Consider the following 19,923-nt stretch of genomic DNA (forward strand, 5'->3'; position numbering starts at 1 on the left):
AACTCGGCCCCGGGTGTCAACTCTCCCCCACCTTTGGGGGGCCGGGGTGGGGGGGGGTTAACCCCTGGGTGCGGGGGGGCGTGGGTCCCAGGAGGCCCCCCCGCGCCTCAGGGGTAGCGCTCGGCGTGCAGCAGGGTGCGCAGGCAGGCGAGGCAGCGGGAGCGGGTGGGGCCGATGGAGCCGCGCGGCATGCCGAGCCGCTCGGAGAGCTCGCGGTAGGTCGGCGGCGGGTCCTCGGCAAGGGCGGCGATCAGCTGCGGGCAGCGGCCGGGCAGGGCGGCGACGGTCTCGCGGATCGCCCGGCGGCGGCACTCGGCGAGGTAGACGTCCTCGGCGGAGGGGACGGGCGGAAGGGTTGTGCACACACCGTGCATGACGGTCCGGGGCGGGGCCGGTTACGCCCGGGCCGGGGCGCGGACGCCGGAGGGGCGCGCCGGTCGGTCCGCCGCGCCCCTCCCCCGTCGACCTCCGGTCGGGTCAGCCCCGGATCCACTCCTGCTGCCGCGCCAGGTCCGCCTTGACCTCGGCGAGCTGGACCGCGACCGCGGAGGGGGCGGTGCCGCCCCGGCCGTTGCGGGAGGCGATGGCGCCGTGCACGCTCAGCACGGAGCGCACGTCGGGCGTCAGGTGCGCGGAGATCGCGGCGAACTGCTCGTCCGTCAGGTCGGACAGTTCGATGCCCTCGGCCTCGCAGACCTTGACGCAGGCGCCGGCCACCTCGTGCGCGACCCGGAACGGCACACCCTGCTTGACCAGCCACTCGGCGATGTCGGTGGCGAGCGAGAAGCCCGCGGGGGCGAGTTCCTCCAGCCGCTCCCGGTGCACGGTGAGGGTGGCCATCATCCCGGTGAACGCGGGCAGCAGCACCTCCAGGGTGTCGCAGGAGTCGAAGACCGGCTCCTTGTCCTCCTGGAGGTCCCGGTTGTAGGCCAGCGGGAGGGCCTTGAGGGTGGCCAGCAGGCCGGTGAGGTTGCCGATCAGGCGGCCGGACTTGCCGCGGGCGAGCTCGGCGATGTCCGGGTTCTTCTTCTGCGGCATGATCGAGGAGCCGGTGGAGAAGGCGTCGTGCAGCGTGATGAAGCCGAACTCCTTGGTGTTCCAGATGATCACCTCCTCCGCGATCCGGGAGAGGTCGATCCCGATCATCGCGGTCACGAAGGCGAACTCGGCCACGAAGTCGCGCGAGGCGGTGCCGTCGATGGAGTTGCCGACCGAGCCGCCCTCGAAGCCGAGGTCGGCGGCGACGGCCTGCGGGTCGAGGCCGAGCGAGGAGCCGGCCAGCGCCCCGGAGCCGTACGGCGAGACGGCGGTGCGGGCGTCCCACTGGCGCAGCCGCTCGGCGTCCCGGCCGAGGGCCTGCACGTGCGCGAGGACGTGGTGGGCGAAGAGCACGGGCTGGGCGTGCTGGAGGTGGGTGCGGCCCGGCATGGCGGTGTCGGGGTGCGCCTCGGCGAGGCCGACCAGGGCCTGCTGGAGGTCCAGGAGCAGCGCGCCGATGGTCTTCGCGTGGTCCCGCAGGTACATCCGGAACAGCGTGGCGATCTGGTCGTTGCGCGAGCGCCCGGCCCGCAGCTTGCCGCCGAGTTCGGCGCCGAGGCGCTCCAGCAGGCCGCGCTCCAGGGCGGTGTGGACGTCCTCGTCGGCGACGGTGCCGGTGAAGGTGCCCGCCTCGACGTCGGCGAGCAGCCGGTCGAGGCCGGCCAGCATGGCGGCCAGCTCGTCGTCGGACAGCAGGCCGGCCTTGTGCAGGACCCGGGCGTGGGCCTTGGAGCCCGCGATGTCGTACGGCGCGAGGCGCCAGTCGAAGTGGACCGAGGCGGAGAGCTTGGCGAGGGCCTCGGAGGGGCCGTCGGCGAAGCGCGCGCCCCAGAGTCGGACGTCGGAGGACTGCTGGGCGGTCATCGCGTTGGGCTCCTTCACACGTGTGCGGCGAGTGGCATAAGTATGCATCACGGCGTATGAAACACAAAACCCCGGCGGACGGGGGTCCGTCCGCCGGGGTCGTGGGCGTCGAGCGGCCGCGCGGCGCTACTGCGCCTTCGCCTGGGCGAGTTGCATCAGGTGGTCGGCGAGTGCCTGGCCGCCCGCCGGGTCGCGGCTGATCAGCAGGACGGTGTCGTCGCCCGCGATGGTGCCGATGATCTCGAACACCTCCGCCTGGTCGATCGCCGAGGCGAGGAACTGGGCGGCGCCGGGCGGGGTGCGCAGCACCACCAGGTTGCCGGAGGCCGTCGCGGAGACCATCAGCTCGCCGGCCAACCGGGCCATCCGGCCCTCGCTGGCCGACTCCCCCATCGGCGCGCGCGGCGTGCGGTCGCCGCCCTCGGCCGGGACGGCGTAGATCAGCGCGCCGTCCCGGTTGCGGATCTTGACCGCGCCCAGCTCGTCCAGGTCCCGGGAGAGGGTGGCCTGGGTGACCACGAGTCCGTCGTCGGCGAGCAGCTTGGCGAGCTGGCTCTGCGAACGCACGGGCTGGCGGGTGAGCAGGTCCACGATCCGCCGGTGGCGCGCGGTGCGGGTCTGCGGGACCTGCGGCGTCGGGCCGGCGGCGGAGGGGCCGGAGTGGGAAGCGGTCATGTGATTATTCTCCCGGACGATGGTCAACTCGCATCGGCCGGGGCGCTCTCGCGCACCGTCCGGAGGATGCCCGGCAGGGCCGCGAGGAAGGCGTCCGCCTCCTGCTCGGTCAGCACGAGCGGGGGCGCCAGCCGGACGGCGTCCGGGACGGCCGCGTTGACCAGGAAGCCGGCCTCCTGCGCGGCGGCCTGGACCTGGGCCGAGACCGGCTCGGTGAGCACGATCCCGAGCAGCAGGCCCGCGCCGCGCACGTGCGAGACCAGCGGGTCGCCGATCGCCTCGACGCCGTGCCGCAGCCGCTCGCCCAGCTTGCGGACGTGCTCCAGCAGTCCCTCGGACTCGATGGTGTCCAGCACCGCGAGGCCGGCCGCGGCGGCCACCGGGTTGCCGCCGAAGGTGGTGCCGTGCTGCCCAGGCGTGAGCAGCTCGGCGGCCGGGCCGAAGGCGAGGACGGCACCCATCGGCAGGCCGCCGCCGAGCGCCTTGGCCAGCGTGACGACGTCCGGCTCGACGCCCTCGTGGGCCTGGTGGGCGTACCAGTGGCCGGTGCGGCCCACGCCGGTCTGGATCTCGTCCAGGACGAGCAGGGCGCCGGTGGCCCGGGTGATCTCGCGGGCGGCCCGGAGGTAGCCGTCCGGCAGCGGGATCGCGCCGTTCTCGCCCTGGACGGGCTCCAGGAAGACGGCGGCGGTCTCGGGGGTGACGGCCGCGCGCAGCGCCTCGACGTCGCCGAAGGGGACGTGCGTGACGTCACCGGGCAGCGGGCGGAACGGGTCCTGCTTGGCGGGCTGACCGGTGAGCGCGAGGGCGCCCATGGTCCGGCCGTGGAAGCCTCCCTGGAGGGCGACCAGCTGGGTGCGGCCGGTCCGCCGGCTGATCTTGAAGGCGGCCTCGTTGGCCTCGGCGCCGGAGTTGCAGAAGAACACCCGGCCGCCCGGCCGGCCGTCCAGGCGCAGCAGCCGCTCGGCGAGGGCGATGGTGGGCTCGGCCATGAACAGGTTGGAGACGTGGCCGAGGGTGGCGATCTGCCGGGTGACGGCCTCGACCACGGCCGGGTGGGCGGTGCCGAGGGCGTTGACGGCGATGCCGCCGAGCAGGTCGGTGTACTCCTTGCCGTCGGCGTCCCAGAGCTTGCTGCCCTCGCCGCGCACCAGCGGGATGCGGGGGGTGCCGTAGTTGTCGGTGAAGCTGTGCTGCCACCGCTCGGTGAGCTGTTCGTTGTGCGTCGGGCCGGCGTCGCCGGTCGGGCCGGTCGGGCCGGACGCGTCCGCCGGGCCCGCCGAGCCGGAACTGCCAGTCACGCCACTCACGCCAGTCATGCCAGTCCCCCGGTCACGGTCGGTTCGTCGTCCGGCACGACCATCGTGCCGATGCCCTCGTCGGTGAAGATCTCCAGCAGCAGGCTGTGCGGCACCCGGCCGTCCAGGACGCGGGCGGTGCCCACGCCGGAGCGGACGGCGCGCAGGCAGCCCTCCATCTTGGGGAGCATGCCGGTGGCCAGGCCGGGCAGCAGCTCCTCCAGTTCGCCCGCGTTGAGCTGGCTGATCACGTCGTCGGAGTTCGGCCAGTCCTTGTAGAGGCCCTCGACGTCGGTGAGGATCACCAGCATCTCGGCCCCGAGCGCGACCGCGAGGGCGGAGGCGGCGGTGTCGGCGTTGATGTTGTAGACGTGGCCGTCGGCGCCCCGGGCGATCGAGGAGACGACCGGGATCCGGCCGTCGGCGATCAGCGCCTTCACCGCGCCGGCCTCGATGTTGACGATGTCGCCGACCAGGCCGATGTCCACCTGCTCGCCGTCCACCACCGCGTACCGCTTGACCGCCGTCATGGTGTGGGCGTCCTCGCCGGTCATGCCGACGGCGAACGGGCCGTGCGCGTTGAGCAGGCCGACCAGTTCGCGCTGCACCTGGCCGGCCAGCACCATCCGGACCACGTCCATGGTCTCGGGGGTGGTGACCCGCAGGCCGTTGGTGAAGCTGGACTCCAGCCCCAGCTTGTCCAGTTGGGCGCTGATCTGCGGGCCGCCGCCGTGCACCACGACGGGGTGCAGGCCGGCGTAGCGGAGGAAGACGACGTCCTGGGCGAAGGCCGCCTTGAGCTCGTCGTCGACCATGGCGTTGCCGCCGAACTTGATCACGACCGTCTTGCCGTGGAAGCGCTCCAGCCAGGGCAGCGCCTCGATCAGCGTCATGGCCTTGGGCAACGCGGTGTTGTTGCGGGCCTGTTCGCCCTTGGGTGCGATCTGCACGGGATTCCCTCGTCGATGGGGTCCCCCGGCCGGAGCCGGGGGGAGGTGTCGCGGACCGGTGCCGCGGCGGCTCGGTGGTGTGCCGCGGGTCAGGATGGCGCGGACGAAGTGACGTGGATCAGGTCGAGTAGGCGCTGTTCTCGTGAACGTAGTCGGCGGTCAGGTCGTTGGTCCACAGCGTGGCGCTCGCCGTACCGGCGTTGAGGTTCGCGGTGATCACGACCTCCCTGGCCTTCATGTCCACCAGGTCGCGGTCCTCGCCGACCCCGCCGTCCTTGCAGACCCAGACGCCGTTGATGGCGACGTCCAGCCGGTTCGGGTCGAAGGCGGCGGAGGTGGTGCCGATCGCGGCCAGCACCCGGCCCCAGTTGGGGTCCTCGCCGTGGATGGCGCACTTGAGCAGGTTGTTGCGGCCGATCGTCCGGGCGACGTCGACGGCCTCGTCCTCGGTGGCGGCGCCGGTGACGTCGATCCGGATGTCCTTGCTCGCGCCCTCGGCGTCGCCGATCAGCTGCCGGGCCAGGTCGGCGCTGACCGTGCGGACCGCCTCGGCGAACTCGGCCTCGTCCGGGGTGATGCCGGTGGCACCGGAGGCGAGCAGCAGCACGGTGTCGTTGGTCGACATGCAGCCGTCGGAGTCGATCCGGTCGAAGGTGGTGCGGGTGGCGCCGCGCAGGGCGGCGTCCAGCGCGGCGCCGTCGACGAGGGCGTCGGTGGTGAGCACGACCAGCATGGTGGCCAGGCCCGGGGCGAGCATGCCCGCGCCCTTGGCCATGCCTCCGACCGTCCAGCCGGACGGGCTGGTGACCTGGGCGGTCTTGTGCACGGTGTCGGTGGTCTTGATGGCGATCGCGGCGGCTTCGCCGCCCGTCGCGCTGAGCTGCCCGGCGGCCAGGGCGACACCGGGCAGCAGGAGGTCCATCGGCAGCCGGACGCCGATCAGACCGGTGGAGGCCACCGCGACCTCGCCCGCGTTGAGCCCCAGCTCCTCGGCCGCCTTCTCCGCGGTGGCGTGGGTGTCCTGGAAGCCGAGCGGGCCGGTGCAGGCGTTGGCGCCACCGGAGTTCAGGACGACGGCGGAGACCAGGCCGCCCTTGAGGACCTGCTCGGACCAGAGCACCGGCGCGGCCTTGACCCGGTTGGCGGTGAAGACGCCGGCCGCGGCGAGCGAGGGGCCGTCGTTGACCACCAGGGCGAGGTCCGGGGCCCCGGAGTCCTTGAGGCCGGCCGTGACGCCGGCGGCGCGGAAGCCCTTGGCCGCCGTCACGCCCACGTTGGTGCTGCTGCTGCTCACGGTGCGACTCCGTTCACGGGAAGGCCCAGCTCCTCGGGCAGGCCGAGGGCGATGTTCATGCTCTGCACCGCGCCGCCGGCGGTGCCCTTGACCAGGTTGTCGATCGCGCTGATCGCGATGATCCGCCCGGCGGTGGCGTCCAGGGCGACCTGGACCAGGGCGGTGTTGGCGCCGTAGACGCTGCTGGTCTGCGGCCACTGCCCCTCGGGCAGCAGGTGGACGAAGGGCTCGTCCGCGAAGGCCTCGCCGTAGGCGGCGCGCAGGCTCTCGGCGGTCACGCCGGGCCTGGCCTTGGCCGAGCAGGTGGCGAGGATGCCGCGCGGCATCGGGACGAGCGTGGGGGTGAAGGAGACGGTGACCGGCTCACCGGCGAGCGGCGTGAGGTTCTGCGCCATCTCGGGGGTGTGCCGGTGGACGCCGCCGACGCCGTACGGGCTGACGCTGCCCATCACCTCGCTGCCCAGCAGGTGCGGCTTGGCGGCCTTGCCCGCGCCGGAGGTGCCGGAGGCGGCGACCACCACGGCCTCCGGCTCGGCGAGCCCGGCCGCGTACGCGGGGAACAGCGCCAGCGAGACGGCCGTCGGGTAGCAGCCGGGCACGGCGATCCGGTTGGTGCCCTTCAACGCGGCGCGGTGGCCGGGGAGTTCGGGCAGGCCGTAGGGCCAGGTACCGGCGTGCGCGGAGCCGTAGAACTGCTCCCAGTCGGCGGCGGCCTTGAGCCGGAAGTCGGCTCCGCAGTCGACCACCAGGACGTTCGGGCCGAGCGCCTCGGCGACGGCGGCGGACTGGCCGTGCGGCAGCGCCAGGAACACCACGTCGTGGTCGGCCAGCACCTCGGGGGTGGTGGGTTCGAGGACGCGGTCGGCGAGCGGGATCAGGTGCGGCTGCAGCGCGCCCAGCCGGGTGCCCGCGTTCGAGCCGCCGGTCAGGGCCCCGATCTCCACCTCCGGGTGGCCGAGCAGCAGGCGCAGCACCTCACCGCCCGCGTACCCGCTCGCGCCGGCGACGGCGACTCGCAATGCCATGGCGTTCCTCCTTCGTCGTGGCATGAATATACGCGTGGTGGAAAATCCATGCAAGGAGTCTCTGGCGGAGCCCCGCCCGGCACCGGCCGCGGCGGCCGGTGCCGACGGGGACGGCTCAGCGCTTGACGGCGCGCAGCACCACGAACTTGGGGTTGCCGGCGACCAGTTGGCAGTTGCCGAAGAGACGGCGCAGCTTGACGTGGTAGCCGAGATGACGGTTGCCCACCACCCAGAGTTCACCGCCGGGCCGCAGTGCCCGCTTGGAACCGGTGAACATCCGCCAGGCGGTGGCGTCGGTGGTCGCCTGGTGGGAGTGGAACGGCGGGTTGTTGAGCACCAGGTCCACCGATCCGGGGGCGATCGCCTCCGCCGCGAGCGCGTCGGCGGTCAGGAACCGCGCCGGGGCGTCCGGGCCCAGGTTGGTGCGGAAGGTCTCCTCGGCGGAGGCCACCGCCTGGTGCGACTCGTCCACGAAGACCAGCTCCGCGCCCGGCCCGGCCAGCGCGGCGGCCGTACCGACCACGCCGTTGCCGCAGCCGAGGTCCACCACCCGGGTGCCCGGGGCGGGCACGGGCAGGTGGGCGAGGAAGAAGCGGGTGCCGATGTCGAGCCGCTCGGCGCAGAAGGTGCCCGCGTGGTTGACCACCGTACGGCCGGCCGCCGGGCCGATGTCCGGGGGCAGCGCGTAGCGGTGCGGCCACGGGCTGGGTCCGGGGTCGAGCGCCGGGTCGGGGGTGCAGAAGATCAGCCGGGCCTTGCGGACGGCGAGCGAGGTGCGGGTCGGGCCGAGGATCCGCTCGAAGAGCCGGAGGGTGGAGGTGTGGATCTCGGTGACCATGCCGGTGCCGATCACCACGGTGCCCTCGTGGAGCGCCGGGGCGAGCCGGTGCAGCTGGTCCTCCAGCAGGGCGAGGCTCTTGGGGACGCGCACCAGCAGCACGTCGATCCGCTCCGGCGGGGTGTCCCGGGTGGTCAGCAGCAGGCCGTCGTCGACGGTGGCGCCGGCCCGCGCCAGGTTGGCCCGGGTGGCCTGCCGCCCGAGGTGGGAGTCGGAGATCTGGACCGGGCGGTGCTCGGCGAGCGCGGTGGTCAGCGCGCCCCAGCGGTCGCCGAGGACGACGATCCGGCGGCCGGCCAGTTCGGTGGCGGCCCCGGCCGCGCTGTCCGCCTCGCCCGCGAGGTGGCGCAGCAGGTACTCGTCGGCGGCGTCCCAGGCTCGCAGCCGCTCGCGCGGGTCCTCGGGGAAGCGGGTGAGGTCGAAGGTGCCCCACGGGGTGGCCAGCGTGGTGGCCGACGGGGTCGCGGGCGGCGTGGTCTGGGGATTCATCGTGTTCTCAGGCTATCGGACGGGCGCCGGGGAACAGTTGTGGAGGAAGGCCGCCGGACGGATCCGGACGGATACTGGAAGGGCCCGACCGAGAGGGGTGAGGGCGATGGACTGGAAGCTCGAAGTCGTGGTGGTCCCGGTGTCCGACGTGGACCGCGCGAAGCTCTTCTACGAGGAGCAGGCCGGCTTCACGGTGGACCACGACACCCGTCTGCGGGACGGGGTCAGGGTGGTCCAGCTGACTCCCCCGGGCTCGCCCTGTTCGATCGTGGTGGGCACGGGGGTGATCGACTCGCCGCCCGGCTCGGTCAAGGGCCTCCAGCTGGTGGTGGCCGACATCGAGAAGGCGCACGCCGAACTGGTGGCGCGCGGCGTGCAGGTCAGCCCGGTCCAGCACTTCGTGGCCGGGTCCCGGGTCGACGGGCACGGCGAGCCGTGGAACAACTTCGTGTTCTTCAACGACCCGGACGGCAACGGCTGGGCGATCCAGGAGGCGCCGACCGCGGCGTGACGCCGGGGCCCGACGTGCGGGGCCGGACGCCCGGGCCCGCGCGTCGGGCTCGGAGCTCGGGCCCAACGCTCGGGCGCGGACGCTCGGGCGCGGCCCTTGGGTAGGCTCCGAGGATGGCTGAACACGAGGGAAGCGTGCGGGTGGACAGCTGGATCTGGTCGGTCCGGCTGGTCAAGACGCGGGCGCTGGCGGCGGCCGCCTGCCGCGCCGGGCACGTCCGGGTGAACGGCGAGCGGGCCAAGCCCGCGCAGGCGCTGAGGGTCGGGGACGAGGTCCGGGTCCGCGAGGAGAACTTCGAGCGGGTCGTGGTGGTGCAGAAGCTGATCCGCAAGCGGGTCGGCGCGGCCGAGGCGGCGCCGTGCCTGGTCGACAACAGTCCGCCGCGGCCGCCGCGGGAGTTCGTCGCGGCGGCCGGGCAGCGGGACCGCGGCACCGGGCGCCCGACGAAGCGCGAGCGCCGGGAGCTGGACCAGCTGCGCGGCCACTGAGGGCCGGCGGCGCGGGCCCCGGGCGGGCAGCGGCGCGGGTCCGGGGCGCGGGTCCGGCCGGAGGCGGCCGCGCGGGCCTCAGGCGGAGACGGCGGTGTCGGTGAGCACCCGGTCGAGGAAGGCGGCGAGGTTGCCCGTCGTCCGGGCGATCTGCTCCTCCAGCGGCAGCGACTCGTCGGGCCGGGTGACCAGGGTGGACTTCTTCAGCCCGCGCACGTAGAGCGAGCAGGCGAGGTCGGCGCAGATGTACGTCCCCACCGTGTTGCCCTCGCGCCCGGCCGCACCGGCCCGGCGGGCGGCGAGCAGTGCGACGCCGGTGCCGGCGTGCGAGGTGATGCACAGCGAGCAGACGTTGCTCTTGGTGAGGCTGCGCCGGACCGTCGGCACCCGCAGGGTGACGCCGACCGGCTCGCCGCCGTGCCGCGCCACCAGGTACGCCCGGTCGGGCGCGCCCTGGTCCCGCCAGCCGAGGAAGTCCAGGTTCTCCCAGGGCAGTTCCGCCAGGCCCCGGGGCAGGTTGAGCCGACGGGCCTCGCCCTTGGAGCAGTTGACGAAGGACGCGCGGATCTCGTTCTCGCTCAGGGGTTCCATGCCGCGGAAGCTAACACCGCCGCGCGCCCCCTGTCGCGTCAATTTCTCGCGGTCCCGGCGGTCCTTCCGGTACGTACGGGGTGCTCCGCTTGGACGGCGAGCCGCCGCGGGGCCTCCTCGCCGATCCGGGCGAGCAGGTCGTCCAGGGCGAGGAAGGCCTCCCAGCGCTCCCGGCCGGCGGCCTCGGCGAGCCGGTCGACCACGCGGTCTTCCAAGTCCCGGACGCGCTTGTTCTTCCAGGCCTTGTCGGCCAGGCTGACCAGAAGTTCCTCGACGGTGACGCCGGGCCCGTCCCAGCTCGCGTGGCTGCGGGCGAAGCGGGCGAGCCGCTCCGGGACGCCGCGGGCCAGCAGCAGGGCGTGACCGGCGGCCTCGTGCGCGGAGCCGGGCGCCGAGAGCTCCTCGGGGTGGACGGTCTTGCCGATGTCGTGGGTGGCCGCGCCGTACCGGACGGCTTCGCGGTCGAACTCCAGCCCTTCGCGGGCGCAGAAGTCGGCGATCTCCTCGGCGACCTCGTGCACCAGCGCGAGGTGGGCGACGAGTCGGGGCGGGGCGTCGACGGCCCTCAGCAGGTCGGCGACGTCGGGCGGCAGCGGCGGGAGGGCAGTGGTCACGCTGCACCGTACCGGTGAGTACCCGGGCCGGTGAAGGGCTGTCAGTAGGGGTGCGTAGGCTGCGATGGCCCGGTCCCGGCGCAGGAGGGAGGCGCCGGGGCCGTGGCCGTGGCCGTCGTGCGGGGCTCGGCGGGCCGCTCCTCGGTGGCGGGCCGTCGCCGCCCGGCTACTTCTTGATCGCGACGCCCGCGTAGGCGGAGACGTCCTGCCAGCCCTCGGGCAGTTCGCTGGTGGGCACGTGGCCCGCGGTCGGGCGCCAGAGCGGCAGCTGGACGAGCCCGGGGCCGACGAACTCGAAGTCGCCGAAGAAGGGTTCGACGTCGGCCCGGGGGCGCAGGACCAGCGGGGCGCTGGCGCTCCGGTAGATCCGGGTGCCCTCGGCGGCGCTCTCCCGGGAGGCGAAGTCCGGGCTGCCGTGCGAGAGGATCAGGGCGCTGCCGGGGGCGAGCGCGTCGCGCAGGGTGCGGACGATCCGCTCCGCGCCGTCCTCGTCGCGGATGAAGTGCAGCACGGCGACCAGCATCAGCGCGACCGGCTGGGAGAGGTCGACGGCGGCGGCCAGCGCCGGGTGGGCGAGGATCGCCTCCGGGTCGCGCAGGTCGGCCTCGATCACCGAGGTGTGACCGGACGGGTGGCCGGCCAGCAGGGCGCGGGCGTGGGTGGCGACGATCGGGTCGTTGTCCACGTAGACCACGCGGGCGTCCGGGGCGACGCGCTGGGCGACCTCGCTGGTGGAGCCGACCGCCGGGATGCCGGTGCCGATGTCGACGAACTGGCGGATGCCCCTCCCGGCGGCGAACTCGACGGCGCGGCCGAGGAACTGCCGGTTGGTGCGCGCCAGCAGCGGCAGCGCGGGGTAGGCGGCTATCGCGGCCTGCGCGGCCTTGCGGTCGGCCTCGAAGTTGTCCTTGCCGCCCAGGTAGTAGTCGTACATCCGGGCCGTGTGCGGGATGCCGGTGTCCAACTCGCTCGGCGGCTGCCAGTCGTCCGCTCTGGCCCAGTGCCAGTCGGTGCCGGTCGCCCGGCCGGTGGCCGTGGTGTCCTCGTGCATCCTGTTCCGCCCCCAATGCGCTATGCCGGAATTGTGCGACCGCTTGTCAACACGCGGTGCGCGGTGATCGTATCCAACGACACGCCGCGGAAACAGCGGGAGTTCAGGTTTACGCAACGCCCGTAGATCGAATGTGTGCACGTCAAAGGCGGTACGTTCGGGCCGCACCGGATCGCCCGCCGGGGCCGCCCTCTCTATGCTGGCTGCCGATGACTGCCGACCGCCGCACCGTACTGCGCACCGCCGCCCGCCTGGCCGCCCTCACCGCCACCGGCGGCCTCGTCACCGCCTGCGGCACCGGCGCGCCCCGCCGGGCCGACCCCGGGGCGCTGGCCGCGCACCCCGGCACCGTGGACCCGCAGCACGTCACCGACCCCGCCTGGAACGGCGGCGAGGGCCCGGCCTCCCCCGCCCCGACCGCCCCGGCCGAGGCGCAGCCCACCCCGGAGGCCACCGCGGCCGCCGCCCAGACCTCCGCCCCACCGACCCCGCCCGCGCTGCCCCCGCTCGCGCCCGGCACCCCGGTCGAGGTCGTGTACGGGCCGCGCACCGGCAAGAACGTGGCGCTCACCTTCCACGGCAGCGGCGATCCGAAGCTGGCGACCGCGCTGCTGGAGATCGCCGAGCAGCGCGGCGCCAAACTGACCGTGATGGCCGTCGGCAGCTGGCTCGACCAGCAGCCGCAGATGGCCCGCCGGATCCTGGACGGCGGCCACGAACTGGGCAACCACACCCAGAACCACCTCAACATCTCCGCCATGACCCCGGACCAGGCACGCGCCGAGATCGCCCAGTGCGCCGAACGGCTGCAGCGGCTGACCGGCTCGATCGGCCGCTGGTTCCGCCCCTCCGCCGCGCAGTACGCCACCCCGATGGTGCGCGAGCAGGCCAGGGCCGTCGGCTACGAGCACGTGCTGTCCTTCGACGTCGACCCGCGGGACTACAGCGACCCGTCGGCCGCCGAGCTGCAGCGCCGGGTGCTGAACTCGGTGCGCGGCGGCTCGGTGGTGGCCCTGCACATGGGCCACCAGTGCACGGTGGACGCGCTGCCCGCGATCCTGGACGGCCTCGCCAAGGCCGGGCTCAAGCCGGTCACCGCCAGCCAGCTCTGCGCGTAGGGCGCAGGGCGCGTAGGGCGCAGGGCGTGTAGGGCTCGGGGCGGACGGCGGGACGGGCGCGTAGGGCTCAGGGCGCACGGCCTGACGGGCGCGCGGGGGCGCCCGACCCGGGACGAAAGGCGCGGGAGGGCCGGGGCGGTCAGGCCATCGGGTCGCCGTCCTTGTACGGGCGCAGCCGCAGCGTCCGGGCGTCCGACGCGCGGATCTCCTCGGCCCGGTCGACCAGTTCCGCCAGGTCGTCCCGTCCGGCGTGGATGAACCGCCCGTGCAGCGCGTCGAAGCGGCCACGGGCGGCGTCCACGGTGACCGCGACCATGTACGGGATCGAACCCCAGGCCTTCATGTCCTTGAACATCGGCATCCCGGCGGTCATGTCGGTGGCCACCGCCCCGGGGCTGATGTCCAGGACGACCACGCCGTGCCGGGCGAGCGAGTCCGCGATGTTGTCGGAGAGCTGGAGCAGCGCGCCCTTGGAGGTGGCGTACGCGGTGTAGTCGCCGTCCGGGCGCAGCGCGAAGCCGGAGTTGAGGTTGACCACCCGGCCGGCGCGTCGCTCGACCATGCCGGGCAGGACGCAGCGCAGCAGGTTGTAGGGGCCGCGCAGGTTGGTCTCGATCACCTGCCACCACTGGTTGGCGTCGGTCTCCCAGATCGGCACCTCGGCACGGTCGACCTGACCGGCGTTGTTGACCAGCAGGTCGATCGGGCCGAGGTCGCGCTCGACCAGCCGGACGGCCTCGCGCACCGAGCCGGGGCGGGTGACGTCCGCGGTGACGGCCACGCCCCGGGAGCCGTGCTTGACGCACTCCTTGAGGGTGTCGGTGAGCGTCTCGTGGGTGCGTCCGAGCAGGCCGACGGCCATCCCCTCGGCGGCCAGGCCGATGGCGATCTCCCGGCCGATGCCCCGGCCCGCGCCGGTGACCAGGGCGACCTGCCCCGCGAGTGATCCCGTCGACACGTGCGTGCTCCCTTCCCGTCCCGGCCGTCCGGCCGTCCGTCCGCCGTCCGCCGTCCGCGCCCGACCGTCCTGGCGCGCTGTCCGCCGTGTCCGTCCCCGGCCCCCGTCTGCGGCATTCTGTCGGCCGCCGGACGGCGCCGGCCCCGGGCACACGGGCCGGGGGCGTCTCCTCACCCGTTCGGGGGATCCGGGCGCGGTGGCACTCCGCCGGGGAGGGGGTGACCTACCGGCCGGTACGGAGTAGTAACGTCGTCGGGGCGGTGACCGGTGCACCCAATGCCGGTACACCGACCCCGCTTGACCAGCAGCTCGCTGGGCCACCAGTCGCTGGGCGACCCCCAGCACCACCGAAGGGCAACTGAGTGAGTGACATCGCGCGCGTCGGAGTAGTCGGCTGCGGTCTGATGGGGTCGGGCATCGCCGAGGTCTTCGCCCGGGCCGGCCTGGACGTCCTGGTGTCGGAGGCCAGCGGTGAGGCGCTGGAGTTCGGCCGCACCCGGCTGACCAACTCCCTGGAGACGGCCGTCAAGCGCGGCAAGCTGTCCCCCGAGCAGCGGGACGAGGCGATGGCCCGGCTGTCCTTCACCGTCGACCTGTCCGACTTCGCCGACCGCGACCTCGTGGTCGAGGCCGTCGCGGAGCGCGAGGACATCAAGGTCAAGATCTTCGAGACCCTGGACCGGGTGATCGAGCGCCGCGACGCGATCCTCGCCTCCAACACCTCCTCGATCCCGATCGTGAAGCTGGCCGCCGCCACCTCCCGCCCGGAGCAGGTCATCGGCCTGCACTTCTTCAACCCGGCGCCGGTGCAGAAGCTGGTCGAGGTCATCCCGACCCTGACCACCTCGGCGGCCACCACCGAGCGGGTCGAGGCCTTCGCCTCCCAGGTGCTCGCCAAGGAGCCGATCCGCGCCCGCGACCGGGCCGGCTTCGTGGTCAACGCGCTGCTGGTGCCGTACCTGCTGTCCGCGGTCCGGATGTTCGAGTCGGGCGTGGCCACCGCCTCCGACATCGACAAGGGCATGGAGGCCGGCTGCGCCCACCCGATGGGCCCGCTGCGGCTGTGCGACCTGATCGGCCTGGACACCATCGTCTCGATCGCCGAGTCGATGTACGACGAGTACAAGGAGCCGCTGTACGCCGCTCCGCCGCTGCTCTCCCGGATGGTCGACGCGGGCCTGCTGGGCCGCAAGTCCGGCCGCGGCTTCTACGACTACACCGCGAGCGCCTGAGGCCTCCGCGGGAAGGCGGCGCCGGCCGGGCCGGGGGTGCCGGGGGGGTGACGCAGCCGGCTCCCCGCCCGCGGGGAGCCGGTCCTCGCGCTACTTGACGCCGGCCGCCGCGCAGGCGTCCGCGTACTGCGGCGTGCAGATGTCGGCGGCTTTGTAGAGGCCGCCGCCGACCACCGTGACCTGCACCTTCGCCTTCGTCACCACGATCGGGGTGAGCAGCAGGGACGGGATGTGCAGCCCGCCGCTGTCGGTGACCGCGGTCGCCGTCGAGCTGATGTCCAGGCCCTCGACCAGCTCGACGGCGATGGTGCCGGCCGCGTCCGCCTCGGGCTTGTACGGCTTGTAGATGGTGTAGGCCTGCTCGCCGGCGAGCACCCGGCGCACCGCGTCCATGGACGCGTCCTGGCCGCCCACGGGCACGTTCTTGATGCCCGCCGCCTTCAGCGACTCGATGACGGCGGCGGCCATGCCGTCGTTGGCCGCGTAGACGGCCTGGATGCCGTCCTTGCCCAGGCTCTGGATGGCCTCGTTCATCTTCGCCGTGGCCACCTCCGGCTTCCACTCGCCGGACTGCTCGTAGGCGATCTTCTTGACCTTGCCGTCCAGCGCACGGTGCGCGCCCGCCTTGAACTGCGCGGCGTTGGGGTCGGACTCGGCACCGTTGATCATCACGACATTGGCCGAGGCGGCCTTCGGGCCGAGCGCGTCCAGCAGGCTCTGGCCCTGGAGTTCACCGGTGCGCCCGTTGTCGAAGGACACGTAGGCGGCGACCTTGCCGGCGGCCAGCCGGTCGTAGGCGACGACCTTCACGCCCTTGGCGGCGGCGGCCTCGACCCACGGGGCGGTGCCGCTGGCGTTGACCGGGTCGAGCAGGATGACCTTGACGCCCTTGGCCAGCATGTCGTCGAACTGGCGCTTCTGGGTGGTCTCGTTCCCGTCCGCGTTGGCGTAGCTGATCGTGCACCTCGGGCAGAGGCTGGTGACCGTCTGCTGGATCAGCGGCCTGTCGAAGGCCTCGTAGCGGGTGGAGGAGGTGTTCTCCGGTAGAAGCAGACCGATGCTCCGTTCACCCGCGCCGGCCGCCGGCTGCTGCGAGGCCTGGGTCTGGCCGCAGGCCGCGAGGGTGAGCGTGAGCAACGCGGCGGCCGTGCCCGCGGCCGCGAGACGCATGGGTCTGTTCATGATCGGTGGTGCCTCCTGTACGCGCCGCGGCGTCGCGGCAGGGAAGGGAGTCAAGCGCCACCGGGCGAATGCGTCAATAAGTGAAGGAGTCTTCGTTATTCTCCTGTCCGATTCGTTATGGAGCGAATGATCCGTGCGCATCGCCGCAGGTGGGCCGCCGGGAGCCGGCTCGGCAGCGTCGACTCCTGAAGGAGGCGCGGAGCGGAAGCCAACGGCGGGCGGCCCCGGGAACGGGGTCGCCCGCCACGGGGCGGTGCGTCAGCTGTTGATGGCGTAGCTGTCGCCGTAGACCTTCCACTTCAGCGGCGGGTTGAGGTCGAAGTTCCTGGCGTTGAGGAACACCAGCTGCTCGGTGTCCACCCGGCTGGTGTCGGAGTGCGCCTCCTCCTTCTTCATCACGACCTTGCGGGCGTCCAGGAAGGCCTTGAGGTAGGTGGCCTGGTCGCCGCCCTGGGCCGGGGTCTTGGCCTTCCTCATGGCCGCGGCGCGGATGCCGCCGAAGCTGTCCGAGCTGTCGCCGGGGCCGTGCATGACGATGGCGTCGTAGTAGATGAACTGACCGAGGGCGCCGAGGCCGTCCTTCTTGCCCTGGCTGACGGCGGGGTTGAAGTACACCCGGTCGCGCTCGTCGTTCTGGGCCTGCTGGAAGACGGTGTCCTTGGCGGCGGTGACCCAGTCGCGCTCGAAGGCGGAGCCGAGGCCGGCGTGCGAGTCGGTGCCGTTGACCTTCTTCAGCGCGGGCAGGTACTTGGCGAGGATGTTGCCGGGCTTGAGGTCGGTGTAGTGCTGGACCAGCTCCAGCATGTCACCGGTGCCCGAACAGAAGCCGATGATGCCGGCGGTGTAGCCGCGGCCGTCCTTGATGTCCTCGATGTACTTGTACTGGGCCTTCCAGTCCAGCGAGGAGTTCTCCGCGCTGGACACCAGCTGCATCGCGATGTCCTTCTTGTGCGGGTCGTCCAGCCCGACCCCCGCGAGCCGGACGGCCGCGGTGGGGGCCGGGGCGGCCTGGGCCACCGAGGTGGCCGCGGCGGTGAGGGGCGCGGCCACCAGGGCGGCGGCGAGGGCTATCCGGAGGGCACGACGGGGCTGAGGGCGCATAGAACGCTCCGTTTCCTCGGTGGGTTAGGAAACTTTCCTAACGAGAAGCTAGTCCCACAGCCCCCCACCCCCGCAAGGGTTTTGACGGAAGATCTTCAAAAACGACGGTCAGACCGCTCGTCGGTGCACCCACCAGACCGCGGCCGCGCACAGCACCGCCGCGAGCGCGGCCATCCACCCCAACTCGATGAACTGGAACGCCCAGTAGCGGTCGTCCGGCTGGTAGGTCTCGTGCACGGTGTAGCCGCCCTCGCTCACCAGCCTCTGCCCACCGTAGAAGTCCGTCCCCAGGTCGTAGAAGGCGCCACTGGAGAGGCGGTTGCCGGCCGGGTCCGTGATCCAGCTGGCCCCCGTCCAGCGGTGGTCGACCGAGGACTGGGCGAGCGTGTGCACGGCGTCCTGCAGCGGAGTGCGGTAGTGGAACCGCAGCGACTCCGCCAGCGGGACGGACGCCACCGAGGCCGCCACGCCGACCCCCACCGCGACCAGCGTCCGCCGCAGCACCGCACCCGCGAGGACGGACAGGGCGAACGCCAGGAGGACCCGGCCGACCAGCGCGGGCGGGGCGCTCGCGAAGGACAGCGCGGCGAACCGTCCGCTCTTCGCGTCCAGCGGAGCGATCCACCAGTTGGCCACCGCCCCCGTCACCACGGTCGCGACCACCAGGACTCCGCCCACGACGGCCAGGCCGCCCACCGTCCACCGGGTGCGCCCGGCACCCTGGGTCCACGCGAAGCGGACCGTGCCGTGCTCGAACTCCTTCGCCAGCAACGGCCCGCCCATGAAGGCGCCGAGCGCCCCGCCGAGCAGGTAGACGATGTTGCCGCCGACCATCAGTTCCGTACCGTACTCGTGCAGGAACGCCTTCCACCGTTCGTTGCAGGCCCGCTGCGCCATGTCGCACGATCCCGCCCCGGAACGGTCCAGACCGGCGCGCACGAAGTAGCCCGTGACGGCCAGCAGCAGGAGCAGCCCGGCGAGCAGGCCCAGCAGCGTCCGCACCGGCGGCCGGTGGCGCAGCCATGCCGCACGGAGCACCCCGCTGCGGGACAACGCGGCGGGAACGGCGGTGACGGCACTCATGGCAGCAGCACTTTCTCGTTCGAGGGGACGGCCCCGAGCGGGCCGGGGAGCGCGGAGGCGGTCGGCTCGCGCAGGTAGGAGAGCACCAACTCCTCCAGGCCGACGCGCTGTTGGCACCAGCCGCCGGAGACCGGGGCGTCCACTCCACCGGTGCGGACCAGCAGGTGGCACTGGGCGCCGGCCCGCCGGTCGCGGACCACCGGCAGCCGCTCGGCGACCAGGTCCGCCTCGGCCGTCGGGCCGGTCAGCATCCGGTGGCCGGCCAGCAGGTCGTCCACGTCGCCCGCCACCTGGACCCGGCCCGCGCCGAGCACGACCAGGTAGTCGCAGCTCTGCTGCAGTTCGTTGACGGCGTGCGAGGAGAACACCACCGAGAGCCCGTCCTCGGCCACGGCGGTCAGCAGCACGGCCATGAAGTCGTGCCGGGCCAGCGGATCGAGCGCGGCCAAGGGCTCGTCCAGCAGCAGGAGTTCGGGCCGCTTGGCGAGCGCGAGGGCGAGCGAGACCTGGGCCTGCTGGCCACCGGAGAGCCGGCCGTACGTGCGGTCCGACGGGATGCCGAGGCCCTCCAGGTGGGCCCGGGCCCGGGCGTCGTCCCACCGGCGGTTGAGGTGGCGGCCCATCGCGAGCAGGTCGCGCACGGTCAGGTTCGGGTAGAGCGAGGCGTTCTGGGCGACGAAGCCGATCCGGTCCAACGCCTCTGGTGATCCCGGCAGTTGGTCACCGAGGACGGTCAGCGCGCCCTCACTGGGCAGGATGAGTCCGGCGGCCAGGCCCAGCAGCGTGGACTTGCCGGCGCCGTTCGGGCCGACCAGCGCCACCACGTGCCCGGCGGGGACGGCCAGTCGGCAGTCCCGCAGCGCCCAGGAGCGGCGGTAACGCTTGCCCAGCCCGGCGCAGTCGATCACCGTGTCCGCGGCCATCAGGCCACCACCCCGCCCCGGCCCTCGCGCAGGTCGCGCAGCGCGTCCTCGAACACGGCGGCCATCCCCTCCTCGTCCAGCCCGGCGGTCCGCGCCGAGCGCATCCAGTCCAGCAACCCCCGCCGCAGCGCGTCCCGTTCACGCAGCGGCACCACCCCGGCGGGCAGCCCCCGGACGAAGGTGCCCTGGCCGCGGCGGCCGACCGCGAGGCCGCGGTGCTCCAGCTCGCGGTACGCCTTGAGCACGGTGTTCGGGTTGATCGCCAGCCCGGCGACCGCTTCGCGCACCCGGGGCAACCGGTCCCCCTCCGTCAACCAGCCCATCCGCAGCGCCTGTTCGACCTGCTGCACGAGCTGCAGGTAGGTCGGGACGCCGGAGGCCGGGTCCAGGCGGAACTCGATCGGAGAGGGCCGGTCGTCGCCTTTATCTACTTCCATAGCTAAAGAGATAATGGCGGAGCTGAGCCATCGTCAACCCAAGGAAAGGCAAAGGGCCCCGGCGGGGGACCCGTGGTCCGCGGCGGGGGCCCCGCGGGGGGTACCGAAGCCGGGGCCGCGCAACACCACCCCCCCTCGGGCGACGGCCTCCGCGGAAGCCACC

Annotated in this window: 21 protein-coding genes; 4 read left to right on the plus strand and 17 right to left on the minus strand. The window is 73.3% G+C overall.

Annotated elements, in window-relative coordinates:
• Positions 1–107 precede the first annotated feature (107 nt).
• The 8 genes from ACZ6Y7_RS30095 to ACZ6Y7_RS30130 all read right to left on the minus strand — a co-directional run bounded on the left by ACZ6Y7_RS30095 (position 108) and on the right by ACZ6Y7_RS30130 (position 8,471).
• Complete coding sequence (locus tag ACZ6Y7_RS30095; RefSeq protein WP_402216627.1) at positions 108–365, minus strand: sigma-70 RNA polymerase sigma factor region 4 domain-containing protein; 258 nt, start codon at positions 363–365, stop codon at positions 108–110.
• 112 nt (positions 366–477) lie between these two features.
• Positions 478–1,902 (minus strand): argininosuccinate lyase, encoded by a 1,425-nt coding sequence (gene argH, locus ACZ6Y7_RS30100; protein WP_465761093.1) that lies wholly within the window; start codon positions 1,900–1,902, stop codon positions 478–480.
• Between the two features lie 126 nt (positions 1,903–2,028).
• Positions 2,029–2,577, minus strand: coding sequence for an arginine repressor (locus tag ACZ6Y7_RS30105; protein ID WP_049652068.1), 549 nt, complete (start codon positions 2,575–2,577; stop codon positions 2,029–2,031).
• A 23-nt stretch (positions 2,578–2,600) separates the two neighbouring features.
• Positions 2,601–3,878: an acetylornithine transaminase gene (locus tag ACZ6Y7_RS30110; protein WP_465761094.1), complete on the minus strand. Its 1,278-nt coding sequence runs from the start codon at positions 3,876–3,878 to the stop codon at positions 2,601–2,603.
• Positions 3,879–3,892: 14 nt separating this feature from the next.
• Entirely contained in the window at positions 3,893–4,768 is an 876-nt protein-coding gene (gene argB, locus ACZ6Y7_RS30115; RefSeq protein WP_465761113.1) for an acetylglutamate kinase, read from the minus strand.
• A 175-nt stretch (positions 4,769–4,943) separates the two neighbouring features.
• On the minus strand, positions 4,944–6,098 hold the full coding sequence (gene argJ, locus ACZ6Y7_RS30120; protein ID WP_465761114.1) for a bifunctional glutamate N-acetyltransferase/amino-acid acetyltransferase ArgJ: 1,155 nt from the start codon (positions 6,096–6,098) through the stop codon (positions 4,944–4,946).
• A 17-nt stretch (positions 6,099–6,115) separates the two neighbouring features.
• Positions 6,116–7,144 carry an N-acetyl-gamma-glutamyl-phosphate reductase gene (gene argC, locus ACZ6Y7_RS30125; RefSeq protein WP_465761095.1) on the minus strand — a complete coding sequence of 343 codons (1,029 nt, stop codon included), beginning with the start codon at positions 7,142–7,144 and terminating at the stop codon, positions 6,116–6,118.
• 115 nt (positions 7,145–7,259) lie between these two features.
• Positions 7,260–8,471, minus strand: a complete 1,212-nt coding sequence (locus tag ACZ6Y7_RS30130; protein WP_465761096.1) for a methyltransferase — start codon at positions 8,469–8,471, stop codon at positions 7,260–7,262.
• A gap of 106 nt (positions 8,472–8,577) precedes the next feature.
• Here ACZ6Y7_RS30130 and ACZ6Y7_RS30135 point away from each other — a divergent pair, with 106 nt between their 5' ends.
• Entirely contained in the window at positions 8,578–8,982 is a 405-nt protein-coding gene (locus tag ACZ6Y7_RS30135; protein WP_465761097.1) for a VOC family protein, read from the plus strand.
• A 113-nt stretch (positions 8,983–9,095) separates the two neighbouring features.
• Positions 9,096–9,470 (plus strand): RNA-binding S4 domain-containing protein, encoded by a 375-nt coding sequence (locus ACZ6Y7_RS30140; protein WP_465761098.1) that lies wholly within the window; start codon positions 9,096–9,098, stop codon positions 9,468–9,470.
• A gap of 78 nt (positions 9,471–9,548) precedes the next feature.
• Here the strand turns inward: ACZ6Y7_RS30140 and ACZ6Y7_RS30145 are convergent, their stop codons facing one another.
• The 3 genes from ACZ6Y7_RS30145 to ACZ6Y7_RS30155 all read right to left on the minus strand — a co-directional run bounded on the left by ACZ6Y7_RS30145 (position 9,549) and on the right by ACZ6Y7_RS30155 (position 11,726).
• The gene (locus ACZ6Y7_RS30145) at positions 9,549–10,061 is read right to left on the minus strand and encodes an FBP domain-containing protein (protein WP_465761099.1); all 513 of its coding nucleotides are present in this window, start codon (positions 10,059–10,061) and stop codon (positions 9,549–9,551) included.
• Positions 10,062–10,099: 38 nt separating this feature from the next.
• On the minus strand, positions 10,100–10,675 hold the full coding sequence (locus ACZ6Y7_RS30150) for an HDIG domain-containing metalloprotein (RefSeq protein ID WP_465761100.1): 576 nt from the start codon (positions 10,673–10,675) through the stop codon (positions 10,100–10,102).
• A gap of 166 nt (positions 10,676–10,841) precedes the next feature.
• Positions 10,842–11,726, minus strand: coding sequence for an SAM-dependent methyltransferase (locus ACZ6Y7_RS30155; protein WP_465761101.1), 885 nt, complete (start codon positions 11,724–11,726; stop codon positions 10,842–10,844).
• Between the two features lie 209 nt (positions 11,727–11,935).
• Here ACZ6Y7_RS30155 and ACZ6Y7_RS30160 point away from each other — a divergent pair, with 209 nt between their 5' ends.
• Positions 11,936–12,844, plus strand: a complete 909-nt coding sequence (locus tag ACZ6Y7_RS30160) for a polysaccharide deacetylase family protein (protein WP_465761102.1) — start codon at positions 11,936–11,938, stop codon at positions 12,842–12,844.
• 139 nt (positions 12,845–12,983) lie between these two features.
• Here ACZ6Y7_RS30160 and ACZ6Y7_RS30165 read toward each other — a convergent pair whose 3' ends face one another.
• Positions 12,984–13,802 carry an SDR family NAD(P)-dependent oxidoreductase gene (locus tag ACZ6Y7_RS30165; RefSeq protein ID WP_465761103.1) on the minus strand — a complete coding sequence of 273 codons (819 nt, stop codon included), beginning with the start codon at positions 13,800–13,802 and terminating at the stop codon, positions 12,984–12,986.
• Positions 13,803–14,164: 362 nt separating this feature from the next.
• On the opposite strand from ACZ6Y7_RS30165, the gene ACZ6Y7_RS30170 reads away from it, so the two are divergent.
• Positions 14,165–15,034, plus strand: a complete 870-nt coding sequence (locus tag ACZ6Y7_RS30170) for a 3-hydroxybutyryl-CoA dehydrogenase (RefSeq protein ID WP_465761104.1) — start codon at positions 14,165–14,167, stop codon at positions 15,032–15,034.
• Between the two features lie 90 nt (positions 15,035–15,124).
• On the opposite strand, the gene ACZ6Y7_RS30175 is transcribed toward ACZ6Y7_RS30170, so the two are convergent.
• From ACZ6Y7_RS30175 to ACZ6Y7_RS30195, 5 genes are all read right to left on the minus strand, one after another.
• Complete coding sequence (locus ACZ6Y7_RS30175; RefSeq protein WP_465761105.1) at positions 15,125–16,216, minus strand: sugar ABC transporter substrate-binding protein; 1,092 nt, start codon at positions 16,214–16,216, stop codon at positions 15,125–15,127.
• Positions 16,217–16,474: 258 nt separating this feature from the next.
• Positions 16,475–17,317 (minus strand): chitosanase, encoded by an 843-nt coding sequence (locus tag ACZ6Y7_RS30180; protein WP_465761106.1) that lies wholly within the window; start codon positions 17,315–17,317, stop codon positions 16,475–16,477.
• A gap of 108 nt (positions 17,318–17,425) precedes the next feature.
• Positions 17,426–18,400, minus strand: a complete 975-nt coding sequence (locus tag ACZ6Y7_RS30185; RefSeq protein WP_465761107.1) for a hypothetical protein — start codon at positions 18,398–18,400, stop codon at positions 17,426–17,428.
• Positions 18,397–19,323, minus strand: coding sequence for an ATP-binding cassette domain-containing protein (locus tag ACZ6Y7_RS30190; RefSeq protein ID WP_465761108.1), 927 nt, complete (start codon positions 19,321–19,323; stop codon positions 18,397–18,399). The genes ACZ6Y7_RS30185 and ACZ6Y7_RS30190 overlap by 4 nt, the downstream gene beginning before the upstream one ends.
• On the minus strand, positions 19,323–19,760 hold the full coding sequence (locus ACZ6Y7_RS30195; RefSeq protein WP_465761109.1) for a GntR family transcriptional regulator: 438 nt from the start codon (positions 19,758–19,760) through the stop codon (positions 19,323–19,325). The genes ACZ6Y7_RS30190 and ACZ6Y7_RS30195 overlap by 1 nt, the downstream gene beginning before the upstream one ends.
• Between the last annotated feature and the right edge of the window lie 163 nt (positions 19,761–19,923).

It is taken from the genome of Kitasatospora sp. NPDC053308 (assembly GCF_055585785.1).